Here is a 17,932-nt window from a genome sequence, read left to right on the forward strand (position 1 = left end):
ATCTCCTGGAAGAGACGACTGACCTTTCAACCGCGTTACCACTCTTATTGACTCAGACATAGCTGAATCCAACTTGAAACCCGATAACGGAGGTCACACGTAAAGACTTACTATTCATTCAGTCTTACCGCTCCTTGAGCGAGTTCAATGATTCGTTTTACTGCGTTGCACCAACCCGCAGCTCTCTTAGAAAACGGATATTCATTTACTATTCTCAAGTCAAAGCGTTTATAGTCAATTTGTCTATTTATCAAAGATTTTATTTTTTAAATATACTGACTAACCACGCAATTGTCAACAGCCTTTTTCCGACATTTCCTTTTAACGAATCCAAACGGCTACTTCATCCATTGGACGACGCGTTTTTCCGCGCCTTGGCTCAACGACTCGATACCCAAAGGCAGCCATGATAGAGATGTCGTACTGACCATCTTCAAGTAATCCTTCTTCCTCAAGCATACGATGAATTTCATCGTAGCTGAATCCCTCAACAGGACATGAATCAATGCCGATTTGTGCCGCAGCTGTCATCATATTTCCAAGGGCAATATACGTTTGTTTGGAAGCCCAATCGAAGAGCGTACGGTCAGTTTCCATCAAATGAAGATCATTCTCTTGGAATTGTTTGTAGCGTTCTTTTACCATCTCAAACGTTTCGTCTGTCATTCCTTTGATTTCCTTATTGATGTATTCTGCATATGGTGAATCATACCTGGCGTCTGTTCTTGCCAAAATGATCACAAAATGGCTGGCAGTTGGCAGCTGCTTTTGCGCACCCCATGTATATTCTTTTAATTTCTCTCTAAATGCTTCATTTTGAACGACGAGGAACTTCCAAGGCTCAAATCCGACAGAGCTTGGGGAAAGTCTTCCTGTCTCTAAAATGAACGCAAAATCATCTTCTGGAATCTTTTTCGCTGGGTCAAACTCTTTTGTCGCATGACGGAATTCATACGCCTCAATGATTTCTTTTTTTAATTGCTCTTTGTCTCGCATGGTATTCATCCTTTCTAGTGAACGGTTAGGGTGTGAAATTTCACCAATCCAATTTCTTTCCATTCCCATATAGAAATTGTTATGATAAGAAAACAAACAACCCGATGTGTGATGTGATATCTCTATGGTAAAAGAAAAGCTTCCTTTGATTCAAGTACGCACATTTTTGTTCGTTAGGTACAATCATGTTCGTTTATCACCCATTTCGTCTTAGAAAGGAGCGTAAAGATGAGTGCACCATCCAATCCAGTCAGTATTGTCAATCATGGCTGTCCCGTTTCAACCACCTCGAGTGTAATAGGAGGAAAATGGAAAGGAGTGATCCTTTATCATTTGACTTGCGGTCCAAAACGATACAATGAATTACGCCGGCTTCTGCCAAGAATTTCTCAGCGTGTTCTTACGCTGCAATTGCGTGAACTAGAACAAGACGGCATTGTTCACAGAGAAGTCTATGAGGAGGTCCCTCCTCGTGTCGAATATTCACTCACTTCTCTAGGAGATACGTTAAAGCCTATCATCTTCGCTATGCGTGAATGGGGCGAATCCTATGGAAAAGAAGCGCGCCCAAAAGAAAAAAGCTGCCATCTCTAGCAGCTTTTTTTATGATGAAATCGCCGTTGATTCTTGCTGTGGATCATCCTTTACAAACAGGATGCCAAGCTGATGATGCTCCCCTTCGTAAGAAGCGCGTTTCTCAAACCTTGTCTGACCATTCAAGCCAATGATCTCAAGCTTTGCCAGAGCACGATTGGTTTGAAGGGCTTCGTAAAATTCCGAAACGGTTTTGACTTCAATTCCATTCACCTTTGTAATGACTTCTCCGATCTCAAGCTTTAAATCAGCTGCAGGGGTATTCGGAATGATTCCCAGCACCATTAGCCCCTGATTACGCTTAGAGAAGTAGAATGGAGCCGCATTGTCGTTGACTCGCTGTTTCCATGAAAGGAAAGCTCTACCGGCAATCGCTATTAATACAGCTCCCCATGCAATCGGCTCAAACCAAATACTTGCAGCACCTAGTAAAGCAACAGCAAGTCCAAGCATGAGAATACGCCGAGCTGTAATTTGAATGCTCACAATTGGCAGCGATCCTTGAATCCGCTGCCCGAAACCGATGATGTATGGAATCAAAATAAAAGAAAAGCTTTGATCGTGTACTTGAAGCACCGGCCACCATGGCAGAGAAGAAGTAAATTCACCTGCCGGCATCAGCAAAACAAGCGGTAAAAGCCACAGACGGTTTGCCCGCTGCTGGCCAATCAAAAGTCCTCTCGCACTCATCACCATTGCAGGCGATGTTCGTAAATGCGCCGTTCGATAGGCTAGAATCCCCTCGGTCATTAATAAAAGACCTAGCAGAATGACAACGGCTGATGCATTCATCATTGAGAGCTGCGGCAGCCATGAATGGCTCACTTGGACATACAATAGTCCAAGTGCCGCAATAAAACTGAAACCGAGTGTGTATGCAGACGAAAGCGCACTCGCCTTAAAGAATAAAGAGCAAACGATGGTCATCGCTGCAATCAGCACGATGAATCCAGGCGGGAGGGCAATCCCTAAGCCTACTGAAATAATGGATAGGCAAATTCCTAGAATCCATCCCTTTGAATATGTAAATTTAAGTTCATCGTATACATCTTCTATTCTTGTTTGAAACGCTTTTCTCTCCCGCTTTACGCGGATGTAGCCATGTAACAGGCTGATTAATATCATGAAATAAAAAAGAGGGTGGATTAAAAACAGACCGACCGCTTTTAATCCAGCTCCCATCCACTCCGAGCTCATTATCGTTCACCGCCCAAGTCAAGCATTTTCTCTTATTCTATCAAATAAATCGATGCTTGACACCAGGTTTATTTCTCCTGATTCATCCAAAGTGTGACATTCGACAGTGAAAAATCTTTTAAGTAGTGATTGACATCTACATCTAGTATGCCGCCGAGCAGCTGCATCGACCTCTTGATGTCGGTTAAGTTTATACCAAGTCTCTTATGATTATCCATTAAATAATTGAAGTATATCTCAGCACAGTCTTCATCGATTTCGTCGACTGATTCTACCGTTGTGTAATTGACCAAGTACCTGCTCAACAGCATGAGCAGACTTAATGCCTTTGTAGCGGAAAACGTCACATCTTTCGTACGACTCTTAAGCTCCTCTACCAACTCGTAATATTTTTTCTCTCTCACAATACTTGCCCTTTTCAATTGTGTACCCCCATTTACTAGTTCTTTTAAGAAAAGCGCAAACCTCGGTACAGCTTAATGCTCAAGCTGAATATCCGCAAAAAATAAAATATTTAAAATGAGTGCTACTTTATATTGTAAGAATTATTTATGTAACATACAACTTTCAAAAGTTTCATTTTCATGACATGTTTAAATCAACAGAAAGTCTCTTATATAAATATGTTATCGGGTAAAATCGGAGGAATGTTATGTTTTTTGTAAAATAAATGAATATATTTCTCGATATAATTTATTTTTAAGAATAAACTATTACATGTTTGTGACACTTATGAACCAAAAAAAAGAGGCATTTATTCGCCTCTTTATTTTTTAAGATATAGTGCTTTTAGTGCAGTCTGCAGTTGAAGATCATTTTTTTCATAGGATTTCACTTCATCCACCATTTTGTTCATCATTTTCGCTGTCTTCAGATCAATTACACCTGATTTATTAAGATTGTATGTGCTTTGGAAGGCTAATACCGCCTTTTTCGTTTCTTCATCAAAGTAGCCATCTACTCTGCCGGGGTCGAATGACAAGCCCTTTAATAGCGTCTGTGCTTGTCTCACTTCTTCATTATTCATATCAAGCTGAAGAGGTTCTTTCAGCTGAAGCGGACCTACAGTAAAGTAATCTGGCTGATGAATCGCAATGGTCGGTACGACACCTTTTTTGTGAATCCAATTCCCTTTTGGCGTGAGCCATTTATACAACGTTAATTTAATGTTACTGCCGTCACCCATTGGAACCGCCTGCTGCACAGTGCCTTTGCCAAAGGAGACATCACCGACAACTTCATATTTTCCGGCTTCTTTCATAGCACCTGCAAGTATTTCAGAAGCGGATGCACTGCCTTTATCAATTAAGACATTAACTGGGTAAGGCTTCTGTTCCTTCCGCTTTGAAAAATATCGTTTCCTGTCGCCGTTCCGTTCTGCAATTTGAATATATGGCTGATCCTTTGTAATAAAGTGCTTTAAAATGTCTTCTACACTTTGCAGATAGCCGCCAGGGTTTCCTCTCACATCAAGCACAAGGCCTTCTATGCCCTTTTTCTCGAGCTGTTTCAGGCTTAACGTGAAATCCTTCGCAGTATCTTCTGAAAAGCTTGAGATCGCGATATAGCCTGTTTTATGTCCATTTACCTCTTTCACAGAGGAAGTCACGGTTTCAAGCGGGATTTCTTCTCGTTTGATTTGGAAGGTTAACTCTTTTTCAATCCCATTTCGTCTGATTTTCAGAGCGACGGATGTTCCTTTTTTCCCTCTTATTTTTAGTACAGCATCGTTTAAGCTTTTTTCTTTCATCGACTCACCATCAATGCTGATGATTTCATCTTTCGGCTTTAGACCTGCTTTTGCTGCGGGGGATTTTTTAAAGGCAGAGACAATAATGATTTTTCCTTCATCCATCCCCACTTCTGCCCCAATTCCCTCAAAAGAAGAATCAAGTGAATCAGAAAATTGCTTGGCAGTTTGCTTGTCCATGTATACTGAATATGGATCATTTAAAGTTGAAAGCATTCCTTGAATAGCGCCTTCAAGCAGCTTTTGGCGATCCACTTCCTCTACATATTCATTCGAAATAAGGTCATAGGCTTTCTCAATTTTCTCCATCCCATTCTCTTTCGCCTTATCACTTGATTGAGCTTGTCCAGCCATTGCAGCAGCTGCTTGCGGTGACTCCGCATGAGTTCCCTCTTTATGCGTCATCACCCCTGCACTAATTAATAGAACGACACTTGCCATAATAGATGCGATTTGTTTTTTCATATTTGGCCTCCTTCTTCAACTCTTCCTGATGACCTGAGTTATTATATGCCAGAAGAAGGGATTTCATGTAAAGACATTCTGCTGCGAAGGCTTGACTAATTATTTTATTAGGTGTAATTTTTATTTTGTTATGATCGAGAAGGAGTCTTCGCTATGTATATTATATTGACGATGCTATTATTAGGAATTTTATTAGGATTTGTAGGAGCAGGCGGGGCTGGTTTTGTCATCGCATTGCTTACGTTAATTTTTGATATCCCTATCCATACCGCACTTGGGACGTCTTTAGCCGCAATGGCATTTACGACGTTATCAGGTGCATACAGCCACTACAGGGAAGGGAATATTCAGCTGAAATCTGGTTTGATTGTCGGAGCTTTGGCTTGTGTGGCTTCCTTTGCAGGAGCTAAGATTGCTCCTTTTATTCCAGAAGGAAATCTGCACTATTTAACAGCCGGAATGCTCTTTTTATCCGCTGTGTTTATGATGATCAAATTATTTGTTCTGAAGGAAGAAGCTGAGCAGCAGCCGCTTTCTTCACGTCAGCTGCTTATAAGGGGTATTATTTTAGGACTTGTATCTGGATTGCTGTCAGGTATGTTTGGTATCGGGTCCGCACCATTTATCCAAGTAGGACTTTTGATTTTACTGAGACTTTCCATTCGGCAGGCAGTTGGCACGACGATGCTTGTCATTATTCCGATTTCCATCGGTGGTGGAATTGGATATATTACAGAGGGCTATGTTGATTTTATCTTACTCATTCAAATTTTAATCGGAACAGTATTAGGGGCTTATATTGGCGCAAAATTCACACGTCTTGCACCGAAGCTTTTATTAAAATCGGCTGTACTGCTAACACCTATTATTGCCGGTATACTGCTGTTATTTTAATTTTATTTAGAATAAAAAAAGCCGATAACATGATGTTATCGGCTTTTTGATTAGCGGATATATTGCGCTGGGTTGACTGCATTTGATTTAGCACCATTCCATAATCCTTTATGAATTTCAAAATGGAGATGCTGACCATGTGACTGGCCTGTATTCCCCATATATCCAAGGAATTGTCCTTGCTCGACTCTCTGCCCTGTGGACACACTTCTTGTAGATAGGTGGGCATATACCGTTTGATAAGTCTGTCCATTGATATTATGCGTAATGAATATCACGTTCCCGTAGCTTGATGAGTAGCTTGAGTTCGTGACTGTTCCAGATGCTGCTGCGACGACAGATACTGTGCCTTTTGCTGCAATATCTAATCCAAAGTGGTTTCCGCCAGAACGCCCGCCAAAGCCAGATGAGAAGCGTCCTGCAGCTGGTTTAATAAAACCTGAGCTGCTTGATGGTGTATCAGATACTTGATCTGAGCCGCCACTTTGAGGTGCAGGTGCACTTTTTTCAGCAGCTGCTTGTTCTGCTTTCTTTGCTTCTTCCTTTTGTCGGCGTGCTTCCTCAGACTTCACAGCCGCTTTTTGGTTCGTTAGAATTTCTTGTTCATTTTCGAGTTTGCCTAATTCATCATGGGCATGGTTCTTTTTATCTGTTACATCCCCTAAGATTTTCTCTTTTTCTTTTTGCTGTTTAGACAAATCCTTTTTCAACTCTTCTAGCTCTTTCAGAGATGTTTCAAGTCCACTTAGCTGATTATTTAGCTCTGCTTCTTTTTGCTCCACCAGCTTTAAATCATTTTCATGTTCTGTAATCATGTCTTTGTCTGCTTCGACAATGGTTGTGACAGCTCCAACACGACCGACAAAATCACTAAAGCTGCGAGCACCCAGCAGCACATCTAAATAGTTGATCGTACCGCCGCTTTTTTGCATCGAACGAATTCGATCTTTGAAAATAGCTTTTCTTTTTTCAATTCGATCATTGATGACTTGAATGTCCTTTTTTAGTTTCTTGATCTCTTGCTTCGTTTGTTTGACTTCTTTTTCTTTTTCTGCCACTTTTTCAGTTGCAGCACTTACCTTATGATCAATCTTTTCAATTTCTTTTTTGAGCTTTGATTCTTTCTTTTCAAGCTTAGCCAGCTCTGATTTCTTTTTCTTCAAAGTTGATTCAGTCTTTGATGTTTTCTCTTCGATTTGTTGACGCTTTTGATCTAGGTCTTCGTATGCGAATGCACGATTCTCATTCCCTGGAATATATAGCCACGTTGTTCCAATAAACGCTGCCATTCCAGCCATCATCAGCTTTCTTTTCAAAACGATATTCCCCTCCTATGACAACTGCCTGCATGAAGAGTCGACCGGATGAACTGGTTCAACCGGTCACACCTTCTATCAAATTCTCGAGTGCTGCCATCAAAAATAGATTTATACTTTTAAGAATTTACGGATGGACGTCAAGCTTCCCCATACACCAATGATTGCACCGATCAAAAGAAGGACCAGTGACACTTGATAAACAAACGGGTTATATGGAAGCATGGAAATAAATGAGCCTTGTACTCTCGGTGCCACCCAACCCACTGCATATTGATATGTGCCAAGTAATAGAGCAATTGGTATAATGGAACCAAATACACCGAGCAGTAATCCTTCAATAAAGAATGGCCAGCGGATAAACCAGTTCGTTGCACCTACAAGCTTCATAATCTCGATTTCTTTACGTCTAGCAAAAATCGTAATTTTGATCGTATTTGAGATCAAGAACATGGCTGTAAATAAAAGCCCAATAATAAGCGCAATCCCTACATTTCGCGCCACTCCGACCACATTAAAGAGTCGGCTGACTTCTTCTTTACCATAGGTTACTTTATACGTACCTTTTAGGTTTTCTAATTTCTTCGCAACTTTTGGTGTATCGTGTGGATCTGATGTTTTCACAATAAACGCATCGTTTAATGGGTTTTCTTGATCAACAAGTCCCATGGATTGTCCATTTTCACCAAAGCTTTTAATCAGTGCTTTTAGTTCATCATCCTTGGATGAGTATTTCACATCACTGATTTCAGGAATCTTCTCAATTTCTGCTTTTAATTCATCCTGCTGCTTTTGATTCGCGGTTAAATCGATTAGAACTTTTACTTCTACTTCTTTCTCAGCGTTCGATGCCATGTTATTCAAGTTGAGCATAATCACAAGAAAAACCCCAACTAAAATCAATGTGACAGTGACCGCACTAATTGATGCAAATGTCATCCACGTGTTTCTTCCAAGTGAACGGAAGCTCTCACGTAAATGCCGCGAGAGAGTTTTAATCATAAATGCCGTACTCCCCTCTTGCTTCGTCACGCACAATCATTCCATCTTCGATTGCGATGACGCGTTTCTTCATGCTGTTTACAATCTCTTTGTTATGTGTTGCCATAACGACTGTTGTTCCTCGGTTATTAATCTCTTCGAGTGTCTTCATGATTTCCCAAGATGTGTCTGGATCAAGGTTTCCTGTCGGCTCGTCTGCAATGACTACCTCAGGACTATTCACGATCGAACGAGCGATGGATACACGCTGCTGCTCACCGCCAGACAGCTGGTCAGGAAATTGTCGCGCTTTGTGCTTGAGCTGTACCAAATCAAGTACATCCAGCACTTTTTTCTTAATGATTTGAGGCTGTTCCCCAATGACTTCGAGAGCAAATGCCACGTTCTCAAACACAGTGAGAGTTGGGAGTAGTTTGAAATCTTGGAATACTACGCCAATTTCTCTTCTTAAGTAAGGTATTTCTTTTTCCTTAATCGAGCCTAAATCTTTGCTATTAATTAAGATTTTCCCTTTGGTTGGCTTCTCTTCACGATACATCATTTTGATGAAAGTGGATTTACCAGCACCACTGGGACCAACAACATACACAAACTCTCCTGGGTGGATAGAGACATTGATTCCATTGATCGCCTTTACACCGTTAGGATAGATCTTGTAGACTTCCTTCATTTCAATCATGTAATCACCTAATCTTTTCTTATTTCTGACTAACAGCTTATCATGATGTTTTGACAGTAATCGTCAAAACACGTTATGTATGGTCACGCACATACCCTTCGATACGCACAAGCAATTTATGTCCTTTTCATCCAAAAAGATGAAAAAATTGAATCGTCTAAATTTCAACAACTCCAATTATACGTCATGAATCGACGCAATGGTATTACATTTATGTTTCAAAACTTATAGTTAAAAGGTAAAAACAACATTCAAAACCGAAAAACATGTCTTTTTACCCTTATTTTTTAAATAAAATTTAATATAATACGTTTTCATACTATTCAAAAGTCTTTTTCTACATATAAAAACAAAAAAACCTTGTCGATTAGACAAAGGTTTTATTTTTTCTCTGCAAGCCACTTTGCTACTTCTTTTGCTTGCTTCTCATCTACCATTCCGCTTGGCATAGAGCCTTTACCATTCTGTGCAATATCTGCAATTTGGCTTTCATTATATTTCTTCCCTACTTCTTTCAGGCTTGGGCCGCCTCCGCCAGATAGGTCTTTCCCATGACAGCCAATACAGTTTTGCTGATAAATTTCCTCACCACTGCTCACAGTTGAAGCACTTTTGCTGCCTTCTTTTTTACTGTCACTGCTGCTTGAATTTCCTCCACAAGCCGCAAGAACAAGAAGCATCGCTGCAAACAGCATCATTAATCCGCTCTTTTGCATCAATTTCCCTCCCCTACAATCATTTGGTCAACGCTATTATATCCTTGTTTACGCCCTTTTAAAACCCTCACCAAGCACCTCTTTTGCATCCATTACGATGACAAATGCTGATGCATCGATTGCTTTCACCACTTGTTTCAACTTTGTGAATTGTGACTGCCCAACGACACACATCAAAATTGGACGGTCATGGTCAGTATATCCTCCGACTGCTGAGATTTTTGTGACACCACGGTCAATTTGATCAAACACTGCCTGTCTAACTTCATCCTCATGCCCTGTAATGATCATCGCCATTTTCGAATGACTGAATCCGGCCTGTACGACATCAATCGTTTTACTTGAAATAAATACACCAATGACAGCGTACAGTCCCTCTTCAATCCCGAAAACAGTCATCGCAGCCAGTACAATTAGGCCATCCATCATCGCTAGACAAGTGCCAAGCGTGAGGCCTGTATATTTATTGATGATTTTGGCAGCGAGTGCCGTTCCACCTGTTGACCCATTTCCAAGGAACACGAGCCCTATTCCGATCCCAATCACTACTCCGCCAAAAATGGCTGCTAAGAGCGCTTCATGTGTCACTGGTGCAATATGTCTTGTGACAAACACCATCAAAGGTAAGAAAATAGAGCCAACGAGCGTTTTCACTCCGAATGTACCGCCTAATAAATAAAAACCAGCGATAAACAGCGGAATATTGAGCCCCCACTGCACATATGCCGCCTCAAAGCCGAATGACTGCATAATCGTACTAATACCGCTCACACCACCTGCGGCAATCTGATTCGGTAATAATAACGTATTAAATCCAATCGCCACAATGGCTGATCCAATTAAAATGAACAAGTAATTTTTCGCTTCAATCCATAATTGTGAATGTCCCTGCTTCATGTCTTTCTTCCTCCGTTACTTCTGAATGCACACCTATTTTAAGCCCTCCTATTACGAATGTAAATAACAGCCAAATGCAGTGCTAATGGATTAATACTTTATCACACAAACGGACCAGCGTACTTGCCGTTTGGTATAGGAGCAAATGATGGTATATTTAATATGTACATGAGAAAGAAGGGACATGCGATGAAGAAAATACTGAAGATCACAGGCATTACATTACTTGCACTGATCATTTTGGCTTTTGGTGCTTTCTATACATGGAGCCGCTTTACATACGGACCATCTGCCGCATTAAAAAAGCAAGTAAACATCGAGCAAGTAGAACATAAAAACGACGTATATACATTTGCATCAACAAAAAGCGATACAGGCATCATTCTCTACCCAGGAGCAAAGGTAGAACCACTTTGGTACGCCTATATCGGGAATGAATTGATGAAAAAAGGCTATTCAGTCTTTATCCCTGACATGCCATTTTCGTTTGCAATTTTTCATACAAATAAAGCACAAGATATCATGAAAGATCATCAAACGATCAAACACTGGTATATTGGCGGACATTCACTTGGTGGAACAGCTGCCGCTATGTTTGCAGAAAAAAATCAGCGCAAGCTCGACGGTCTTTTTTTCCTTGCATCTTATCCAGCATCAGATGAGCTGGAATCATCGTCCTTGAATATCCTCTCTATATCAGGTGAAAAGGATGGACTTGCGACACAAGAGAAAATCATGAAGTCGAAAACAAACCTGCCGTCTCAAACTGTTTATCATGAAATAAAAGGCGGGAACCATGCTCAGTTTGGCATGTACGGTAAACAAAAAGGTGATCAGCCAGCGGACATTCAAGTCCTCACACAGCAAAAGGAGATCATTCAAACGATGCTTGAATGGCTAAAACCAGCAAAAAAGCTCCCGTAATGGGAGCTTTTCATTTTTACTTTTTCGTCGCTTCTAAAAACTCTTCAGCGTCTGCTACAGCGAGGCTAATGGCTTCCTCCCAAAAGTCTTTTTGGGTAAGATCGACACCTAAGTGCTTAAAGGCCAAATCTTCTACTGTCATTGAAGCTGTGTCCTTTAGTAATGCAATGTACTTTTCTTCAAATGAAGTACCAGCCTGCAAGGCTTTTGCATAAATCCCTAGTGAGAACATGTAGCCAAATGTGTATGGGAAATTATAAAACGGTACACCAGTGATATGGAAATGCAGCTTAGACGCCCAGAAATGCGGATGGTATTCATCTAATGAGTCGCCAAAGGCTTCTTTCTGCGCTTCTACCATCAGCTCATTCAACCGGTCCGCCGGCACTTCTCCTTGTTTACGCTCTTCATAAAAGCGCTGTTCAAACAAGAAACGAGATTGAATGTTCATGAAAAATGCGACACTCCGCTGCAGCTTATCCTCTAACAAGCTGAGGCGCTCCTCTTCATTTGCCGCTTCTTTTAAAGAAGCATCAGCCACAATCATTTCTGCGAATGTCGACGCCGTTTCAGCTACATTCATCGCATATTTGCGATTAAGAATACGAACATCCTGCATCACTTCCTGATGGAACGAATGACCAAGCTCATGCGCAAGTGTCGCCACATTGGATGGACTGCCTGAGAAGGTCATAAAAATGCGTGACTCTCCGCTGTCAGGGAAATTTGTACAAAAACCGCCTACTCGTTTGTTCGGGCGATCCTCAGCTTCTACCCAGCGCTCATTAAAGGCCTTTTCTGTAAAGGCAGCAAGCTCTTCTCCAAAGCCAGCGAAATGTTTCACAATAAAAGCAGCTGCTTCCTGGTACGGATAGATCTTGGTCTCACTGCCAATAGGAGCCCCAACATCAAACCAGCTTAGCTTATCCACTCCAAGCATGTCAGCCTTTCGATGTAAGTAATCAATGAATGGCTGTTTATGTTCATCAATCACAGACCACATAGCATCAAGGGTTTCTTGTTTCATCCGGCAAATATCAAGCGGCTCTTTTAAAATATGATCCCAGCCTCTTGCTTCATATACTTGCAAACGAAAACCTGCCAGATGATTGAGCGTGCTTGCAAATAGATGTTCGTCCTGCGTCCATGCATGCTCTAGGTTATGGTAAACAGCCTTTCTGACTTCACGGTCTGAATCATCCATCGCATTTTCCGCTTGGCCAACAGAGATCATCTGCGTTTCACCATGTTGTTCAAACGGAATCGTAATCTTATTTACCAAGCTAGAATAAAGCTCATCCCACGCATGGTAGCCATCTACGGCTAGCTTTTGAATCAATGTTTCTTGCTCAACAGGCAATTGATCCTTCACGCGCTCTCTGCGTTCATTTAATATGTAGCGAACATCTGAAAAGGCCTCTGAATTCATGAGATCTTCCCATTTTCCAGGAGAGATGGCCGCGAGCGCCTGATCAAACAGCGCAAGAATGGTACCTAAATCAGCTTCCAGCTTAGCAATCGTACTTCGAAGACTACCAGCTTTCATATCCTTTGTATTTTGCGATTGAAGACAGGATACAAATGAACCTGCTTGAGACAGTTTTTTATATGTGGTTTCATACGTGTCAAGGACAGACGTTAACCTATTTTCAATGTGTGTATCTTCATTTGAAAAGGCATCGACCTTTTGTCGTAATTCATCTAATAGCTGCTCAATGTGTTGCAAGTATGTTTTAAATTCTGGTGAAGAGCTGCCTCCTTTAAAAAAGGCATCTAAATCCCACGTCTCTTGTAATCGTGTTAATCCCAAAATATTTCCCCCTTTATTTGCTAATTTCATCATACAAAGGATATAGAGTCAGTATGGCGTATGTATTCCTTTATATTCATTATATTTTCTCACAATAAAAAAAACCCGGCAAGAAGCCGAGTTTTTATGATAATTTCGAACGTAAGTAAGCGTCGATAAATGAATCTAAATCTCCATCCATGACCGCTTGAACATTTCCCATCTCCGTATTGGTTCGATGGTCTTTCACAAGAGAATACGGATGGAATACATAAGAGCGAATTTGGCTTCCCCAGCCAATTTCTTTCTGCTCTCCTCTAATTTCATCCAATTCAGCCTGCTGTTCTTCGATCCGTCTTTGATAAAGTTTCGATTTCAGCATTTTCATCGCACGATCTCTGTTTTTGATTTGTGATCTTTCTGTTTGGCATGTCACCACGACATTGGTTGGAATGTGTGTAATACGAACGGCAGAGTCAGTCGTATTGACGTGCTGTCCACCGGCGCCGCTTGCACGATACGTATCTACTTTGATATCTTCTGTTCGAATATCAATATCGATTTCTTCATTGAACTCAGGCATGACATCACAGGAAACGAAAGACGTATGCCTGCGGCCAGATGAATCAAAAGGAGAAATACGAACCAAACGATGGACGCCTTTTTCTGCTTTTAAGTACCCGTATGCGTTATGCCCTTTGATGAGCAATGTCACAGACTTAATTCCTGCTTCATCACCAGGAAGATAATCGAGTGTTTCAACCTTAAAGCCTCTGCGCTCTGCCCATCGAGTATACATTCTCAGAAGCATAGAACCCCAGTCCTGTGATTCAGTACCGCCTGCGCCTGGGTGAAGCTCGAGGATGGCATTGTTTTTATCATATGGTTCACTTAAGAGAAGCTGCAGTTCAAACTCGTTAAATTGCTTGGTTAAATTCTTCAGCTCTTTCTCAAGCTCTACATGAAGCTCCTCGTCATAATCTTCCTTTAATAGGTCATGTGTCATTTGCAGCTCTTCATGAGATTCACTGAGCTCATGGTATGAATTCACATTATCCTTTAGTGCATTGGCTTCATTGATGACGCCTTGTGCCTTTTGCTGATCATTCCAAAAATCAGCCTCTGACATTGTCGCTTCGAGTTCTGCAATTTTGGCTTCTTTTGTTTCGAGGTCAAAGAGACCCCCTAAAATCAGCTAGCCTGCTAGCCATATTTTCAAGCTCTTGTCTAATTTCTACTAATTCCATATCCTTCACCTCATAGATGTATGGGGGCTGACATGAATAGAAAGAGGTTTTCACCTCTTTCTATTACTTATTCTGTCTTCCCATGACAATTTTTATATTTCTTGCCGCTTCCGCAGTGACATGGTGAGTTTCGACCAATGTCGACGACTTTACGTACCGGCTTCTTTTTCACTGTCTTCTCCTCATCACCCTCTTGAGGCTGATGAGCTGTTGTTTGACCTTGAACGACTTCTTCGCGTTCTAAGTTGTTTTGGATTTCTGATTTCAAGACATATTTGGCCACATCATCTTCGATTGAAGCGACCATATGCTCAAACATCGCAAATCCTTCCATTTGATACTCACGAAGCGGATTTGTTTGTGCATACGCACGTAAATGAATCCCTTGACGCAGTTGATCCATTGCATCGATATGATCCATCCACTTTGAATCCACCGCACGAAGAACGATGACTTTTTCAAATTCTCGCATTTGTTCATCGCCATATGTTTCTTCTTTTGCATCGTATTTTTCTTTAATACGATCCATAATAAAGGAGGTGATTTCATCTGCTTCTTTACCGTAAATGTCCTTAACCGAAATGGCTCCTTCATCTAAATAGTTCGTGTTGATTAATTCAACAAGCCCATCTAGTTTCCATTCTTCAGGAAGCTCTTCTTTCGGCGTATAAGAACCAACAGCGCGCTCAATTGAAGACTGAATCATATTGATCACAATCGATTTTAAGTTATCAGAATCAATGACTTCAAAGCGCTGCTTGTAAATCACTTCACGCTGCTGACGAAGTACATCGTCATATTGCAGAAGCTGTTTACGTGAATCAAAGTTGTTCCCCTCAACGCGTTTTTGAGATGATTCAACGGCTTTAGACACCATTTTACTTTGGATAGGTGTAGTGTCATCCATGCCAAAGCGGTCAAGCATTGCCATCGTGCGCTCTGCACCAAATCGGCGCATCAATTCATCTTCCATAGAGAGATAGAATTGGGTAATCCCTGGGTCTCCTTGACGACCAGAACGTCCACGCAGCTGGTTATCAATACGTCGTGATTCATGACGCTCTGTCCCAATTACAGCTAGACCGCCAAGCTCTTTGACGCCTTCGCCAAGCTTGATGTCCGTACCACGTCCTGCCATGTTGGTTGCAATGGTGACGGCACCCTTTTGACCAGCCTCTTCAATAATTTGTGCCTCACGCTCATGGTTTTTCGCATTTAACACTTGATGAGGAATCCCTTTATTTTTAAGCAGCTTAGAAATAAGCTCAGACGTCTCAACCGCTACTGTTCCGACAAGCACTGGCTGCCCTGTCATATAGCGCTGCGCAACATCTTCAGCCACTGCTTTAAATTTACCTTCCATTGTGCGGTAAATTAAATCAGGTCTGTCATCACGAACCACTGGTTGATTGGTCGGGATTGTCACAACCTGCATGTTGTAAATGTTACGGAATTCTTCTTCTTCCGTTTTCGCTGTACCGGTCATACCAGAAAGCTTTTCATACATGCGGAAGTAGTTCTGGAACGTAATCGTTGCAAGGGTCATACTTTCGTTCTGCACTTCGAGACCTTCTTTTGCCTCAATGGCTTGATGCAGACCTTCACTATAACGGCGTCCTTTCATGAGACGTCCTGTGAAAGAGTCGACAATAACGACTTGACCTTCTTCAACGACATAATCCACATCTTTTTGCATCGCAACATGTGCCTTTAGCGCCTGGGCGATGTGATGGTTCAGTGCGACATGTTTTACATCGAATAAGTTTTCGATGCCGAATGCTTTTTCTGCTTTCGTCATTCCGCTTTCTGTCAGCTGAACACTTTTTGTTTTAATATCGTATGTGAAATCATCTTCAATTTTTAGTGTACGAACAAATGCATTCGCTTGTACGTAAAGCTTTGTAGATTTCGCAGCTTGTCCAGAAATAATAAGAGGTGTTCTCGCTTCATCAATTAAGATGGAGTCAACCTCATCAATCACGGCATAATGAAGCGGTCTTTGAACCATTTGCTCTTTGTAAAGAACCATGTTATCCCGTAAATAGTCAAAGCCAAGTTCGTTGTTTGTGGAATACGTAATATCAGCGGCATACGCTTCTCTTTTTTCATCTTTGTCTAAGCTGTTTAAGTTTAAGCCAACCGTTAAGCCAAGAAATTCAAAAATCTTGCCCATTTCCTCTGCATCACGACTTGCCAAATATTCGTTGACTGTCACAATGTGGACGCCTTTTCCAGAAAGAGCATTTAAATAAACAGGCATTGTTGAAGTCAACGTTTTACCTTCACCTGTTTTCATCTCAGAGATGTTGCCTTCATGAAGCGCGATCCCCCCCATGAGCTGCACCTTAAATGGGAACATTCCTGTCACGCGGCGTGATGCCTCGCGAACCGTTGCAAATGCTTCAACCAACAGGTCATCCACGGATTGTCCTTTTTCAAGTTTTTCTTTAAATTCGATCGTTTTATTTCGTAAAGCCTCGTCAGATAATTTCTCGAAATCTTGAGCGAGAGCTTCAATTTCATTTGCTTTTTTTTCATATTTGCTGATCGTACGTTTCGTAGGATCAAACACTTTGTTTAAGATTCCAAGCATATAATAACGCTCCTCTATTTCATGCAATTTTTCGGCATGTCCAAAAGATTGACAGGTCCATATTTACCTGCATTTATCATACCATACCTTCCTTCATTTCCAAAGAATTTGCAATGATTTCGCACAAAAAACCCGCCCCTCATAGAGGGAACGGGTTTACTTTTTTTAGGTTATTTTTAGATCAGATTAAGCGTTTGGCTCAATGAGTCCATATTTTCCATCATTTCGGCGATAGACCACATTGGTCAAATTTGTCTCAGCATTTGTGAAGACGAAGAAACTATGACCTAACATGTTCATTTGAAGAATGGCCTCTTCGCTATCCATCGGTTTTAAATTGAAACGTTTTTGTCTGACGATTTCTGTTTCATCAATTTCTTCGTCATCTTGAACAGCTACATCAGCCGTCCCATTTCCTCCAGCAAATAAGTGCTTTTTGGCACCTTGCTCGCGGAATTTACGGTTTACTTTTGTTTTGTGCTTTCGAATTTGACGTTCTAATTTACTGGCTGCTAGGTCTACTGCATTGTACATATCTTCATTATGCACCTCAGCTCGAAGTGCTAGATCAGTCATTGGAATGGTAACCTCAACTTTAGATTCTTGATCATTGTAAAACTTCAAGTTCACGTTGACTGAAGCATCTACGTCTGTCTCAAAATAACGCTCCAGCTTTCCAATTTTTTTCTCGACATGATCTCTTAGTGCAGGTGTTACATCGATGTTTTCTCCTCTGACATTGTAATTCATGTAAAGAACGCCTCCTTTAAAATTAAGGATATGTAAACCTATTTCTACTTTTCCCTCCTTTTCTCCTGCTCAAACGTAAAAAAAATGTGAATATTTATTGAAATTTGTCGAATTTTGCGGTGC

The 17,932-nt window shown here is 41.2% G+C and carries 16 protein-coding genes and 1 other annotated feature; of the genes, 3 read left to right on the plus strand and 13 right to left on the minus strand.

The window, feature by feature from the left end; genetic code table 11:
* Positions 1-7: 7 nt before the first annotated feature.
* Positions 8-232: a binding site (T-box leader), on the minus strand.
* Between the two features lie 89 nt (positions 233-321).
* Positions 322-996 (minus strand): nitroreductase family protein, encoded by a 675-nt coding sequence (locus MHH68_RS15960; RefSeq protein WP_339164048.1) that lies wholly within the window; start codon positions 994-996, stop codon positions 322-324.
* Between the two features lie 228 nt (positions 997-1,224).
* Between MHH68_RS15960 and MHH68_RS15965 the strand changes: the two genes are divergently transcribed.
* Positions 1,225-1,590, plus strand: a complete 366-nt coding sequence (locus MHH68_RS15965; protein WP_058013581.1) for a winged helix-turn-helix transcriptional regulator — start codon at positions 1,225-1,227, stop codon at positions 1,588-1,590.
* 9 nt (positions 1,591-1,599) lie between these two features.
* Here MHH68_RS15965 and MHH68_RS15970 read toward each other — a convergent pair whose 3' ends face one another.
* The 3 genes from MHH68_RS15970 to MHH68_RS15980 form a co-directional block, all read right to left on the minus strand.
* Positions 1,600-2,787 (minus strand): PDZ domain-containing protein, encoded by a 1,188-nt coding sequence (locus tag MHH68_RS15970; RefSeq protein ID WP_061409742.1) that lies wholly within the window; start codon positions 2,785-2,787, stop codon positions 1,600-1,602.
* 68 nt (positions 2,788-2,855) lie between these two features.
* On the minus strand, positions 2,856-3,209 hold the full coding sequence (locus MHH68_RS15975; protein WP_007500014.1) for a swarming motility protein SwrAA: 354 nt from the start codon (positions 3,207-3,209) through the stop codon (positions 2,856-2,858).
* Between the two features lie 344 nt (positions 3,210-3,553).
* Positions 3,554-5,002 carry a S41 family peptidase gene (locus tag MHH68_RS15980; protein ID WP_339164051.1) on the minus strand — a complete coding sequence of 483 codons (1,449 nt, stop codon included), beginning with the start codon at positions 5,000-5,002 and terminating at the stop codon, positions 3,554-3,556.
* 153 nt (positions 5,003-5,155) lie between these two features.
* Here MHH68_RS15980 and MHH68_RS15985 point away from each other — a divergent pair, with 153 nt between their 5' ends.
* Entirely contained in the window at positions 5,156-5,896 is a 741-nt protein-coding gene (locus tag MHH68_RS15985; protein WP_058013578.1) for a sulfite exporter TauE/SafE family protein, read from the plus strand.
* A gap of 50 nt (positions 5,897-5,946) precedes the next feature.
* On the opposite strand, the gene MHH68_RS15990 is transcribed toward MHH68_RS15985, so the two are convergent.
* The 5 genes from MHH68_RS15990 to MHH68_RS16010 form a co-directional block, all read right to left on the minus strand.
* Positions 5,947-7,212 (minus strand): peptidoglycan DD-metalloendopeptidase family protein, encoded by a 1,266-nt coding sequence (locus MHH68_RS15990; RefSeq protein ID WP_339164055.1) that lies wholly within the window; start codon positions 7,210-7,212, stop codon positions 5,947-5,949.
* Between the two features lie 111 nt (positions 7,213-7,323).
* Positions 7,324-8,214 (minus strand): permease-like cell division protein FtsX, encoded by an 891-nt coding sequence (gene ftsX, locus MHH68_RS15995; RefSeq protein WP_012011409.1) that lies wholly within the window; start codon positions 8,212-8,214, stop codon positions 7,324-7,326.
* Positions 8,207-8,893, minus strand: a complete 687-nt coding sequence (gene ftsE / locus MHH68_RS16000; protein WP_058013576.1) for a cell division ATP-binding protein FtsE — start codon at positions 8,891-8,893, stop codon at positions 8,207-8,209. Before ftsE ends, ftsX begins: the two co-directional genes overlap by 8 nt.
* A 380-nt stretch (positions 8,894-9,273) precedes the next feature.
* Entirely contained in the window at positions 9,274-9,609 is a 336-nt protein-coding gene (gene cccB / locus MHH68_RS16005; protein WP_058013575.1) for a cytochrome c551, read from the minus strand.
* A 48-nt stretch (positions 9,610-9,657) separates the two neighbouring features.
* Complete coding sequence (locus MHH68_RS16010; RefSeq protein WP_003212797.1) at positions 9,658-10,506, minus strand: YitT family protein; 849 nt, start codon at positions 10,504-10,506, stop codon at positions 9,658-9,660.
* A gap of 189 nt (positions 10,507-10,695) precedes the next feature.
* On the opposite strand from MHH68_RS16010, the gene MHH68_RS16015 reads away from it, so the two are divergent.
* Complete coding sequence (locus MHH68_RS16015) at positions 10,696-11,430, plus strand: alpha/beta fold hydrolase (protein ID WP_339164056.1); 735 nt, start codon at positions 10,696-10,698, stop codon at positions 11,428-11,430.
* Positions 11,431-11,446: 16 nt separating this feature from the next.
* Here MHH68_RS16015 and MHH68_RS16020 read toward each other — a convergent pair whose 3' ends face one another.
* The 4 genes from MHH68_RS16020 to raiA all read right to left on the minus strand — a co-directional run bounded on the left by MHH68_RS16020 (position 11,447) and on the right by raiA (position 17,809).
* Positions 11,447-13,240, minus strand: a complete 1,794-nt coding sequence (locus MHH68_RS16020) for a M3 family oligoendopeptidase (RefSeq protein ID WP_058013573.1) — start codon at positions 13,238-13,240, stop codon at positions 11,447-11,449.
* 124 nt (positions 13,241-13,364) lie between these two features.
* Positions 13,365-14,466, minus strand: a protein-coding gene (gene prfB / locus MHH68_RS16025) for a peptide chain release factor 2 (RefSeq protein WP_126741946.1) whose coding sequence is annotated in 2 segments (ribosomal slippage) — positions 13,365-14,393 and positions 14,395-14,466 — 1,101 coding nt in all. Because the reading frame shifts where the segments join, the coding sequence is not laid out codon by codon here.
* Between the two features lie 67 nt (positions 14,467-14,533).
* Positions 14,534-17,059 (minus strand): preprotein translocase subunit SecA, encoded by a 2,526-nt coding sequence (gene secA / locus MHH68_RS16030; protein WP_012011417.1) that lies wholly within the window; start codon positions 17,057-17,059, stop codon positions 14,534-14,536.
* A gap of 186 nt (positions 17,060-17,245) precedes the next feature.
* On the minus strand, positions 17,246-17,809 hold the full coding sequence (gene raiA, locus MHH68_RS16035) for a ribosome-associated translation inhibitor RaiA (protein WP_003213481.1): 564 nt from the start codon (positions 17,807-17,809) through the stop codon (positions 17,246-17,248).
* Between the last annotated feature and the right edge of the window lie 123 nt (positions 17,810-17,932).

Source organism: Bacillus sp. FSL K6-2841 (genome assembly GCF_037976435.1).
GTDB lineage: Bacteria > Bacillota > Bacilli > Bacillales > Bacillaceae > Bacillus > Bacillus pumilus.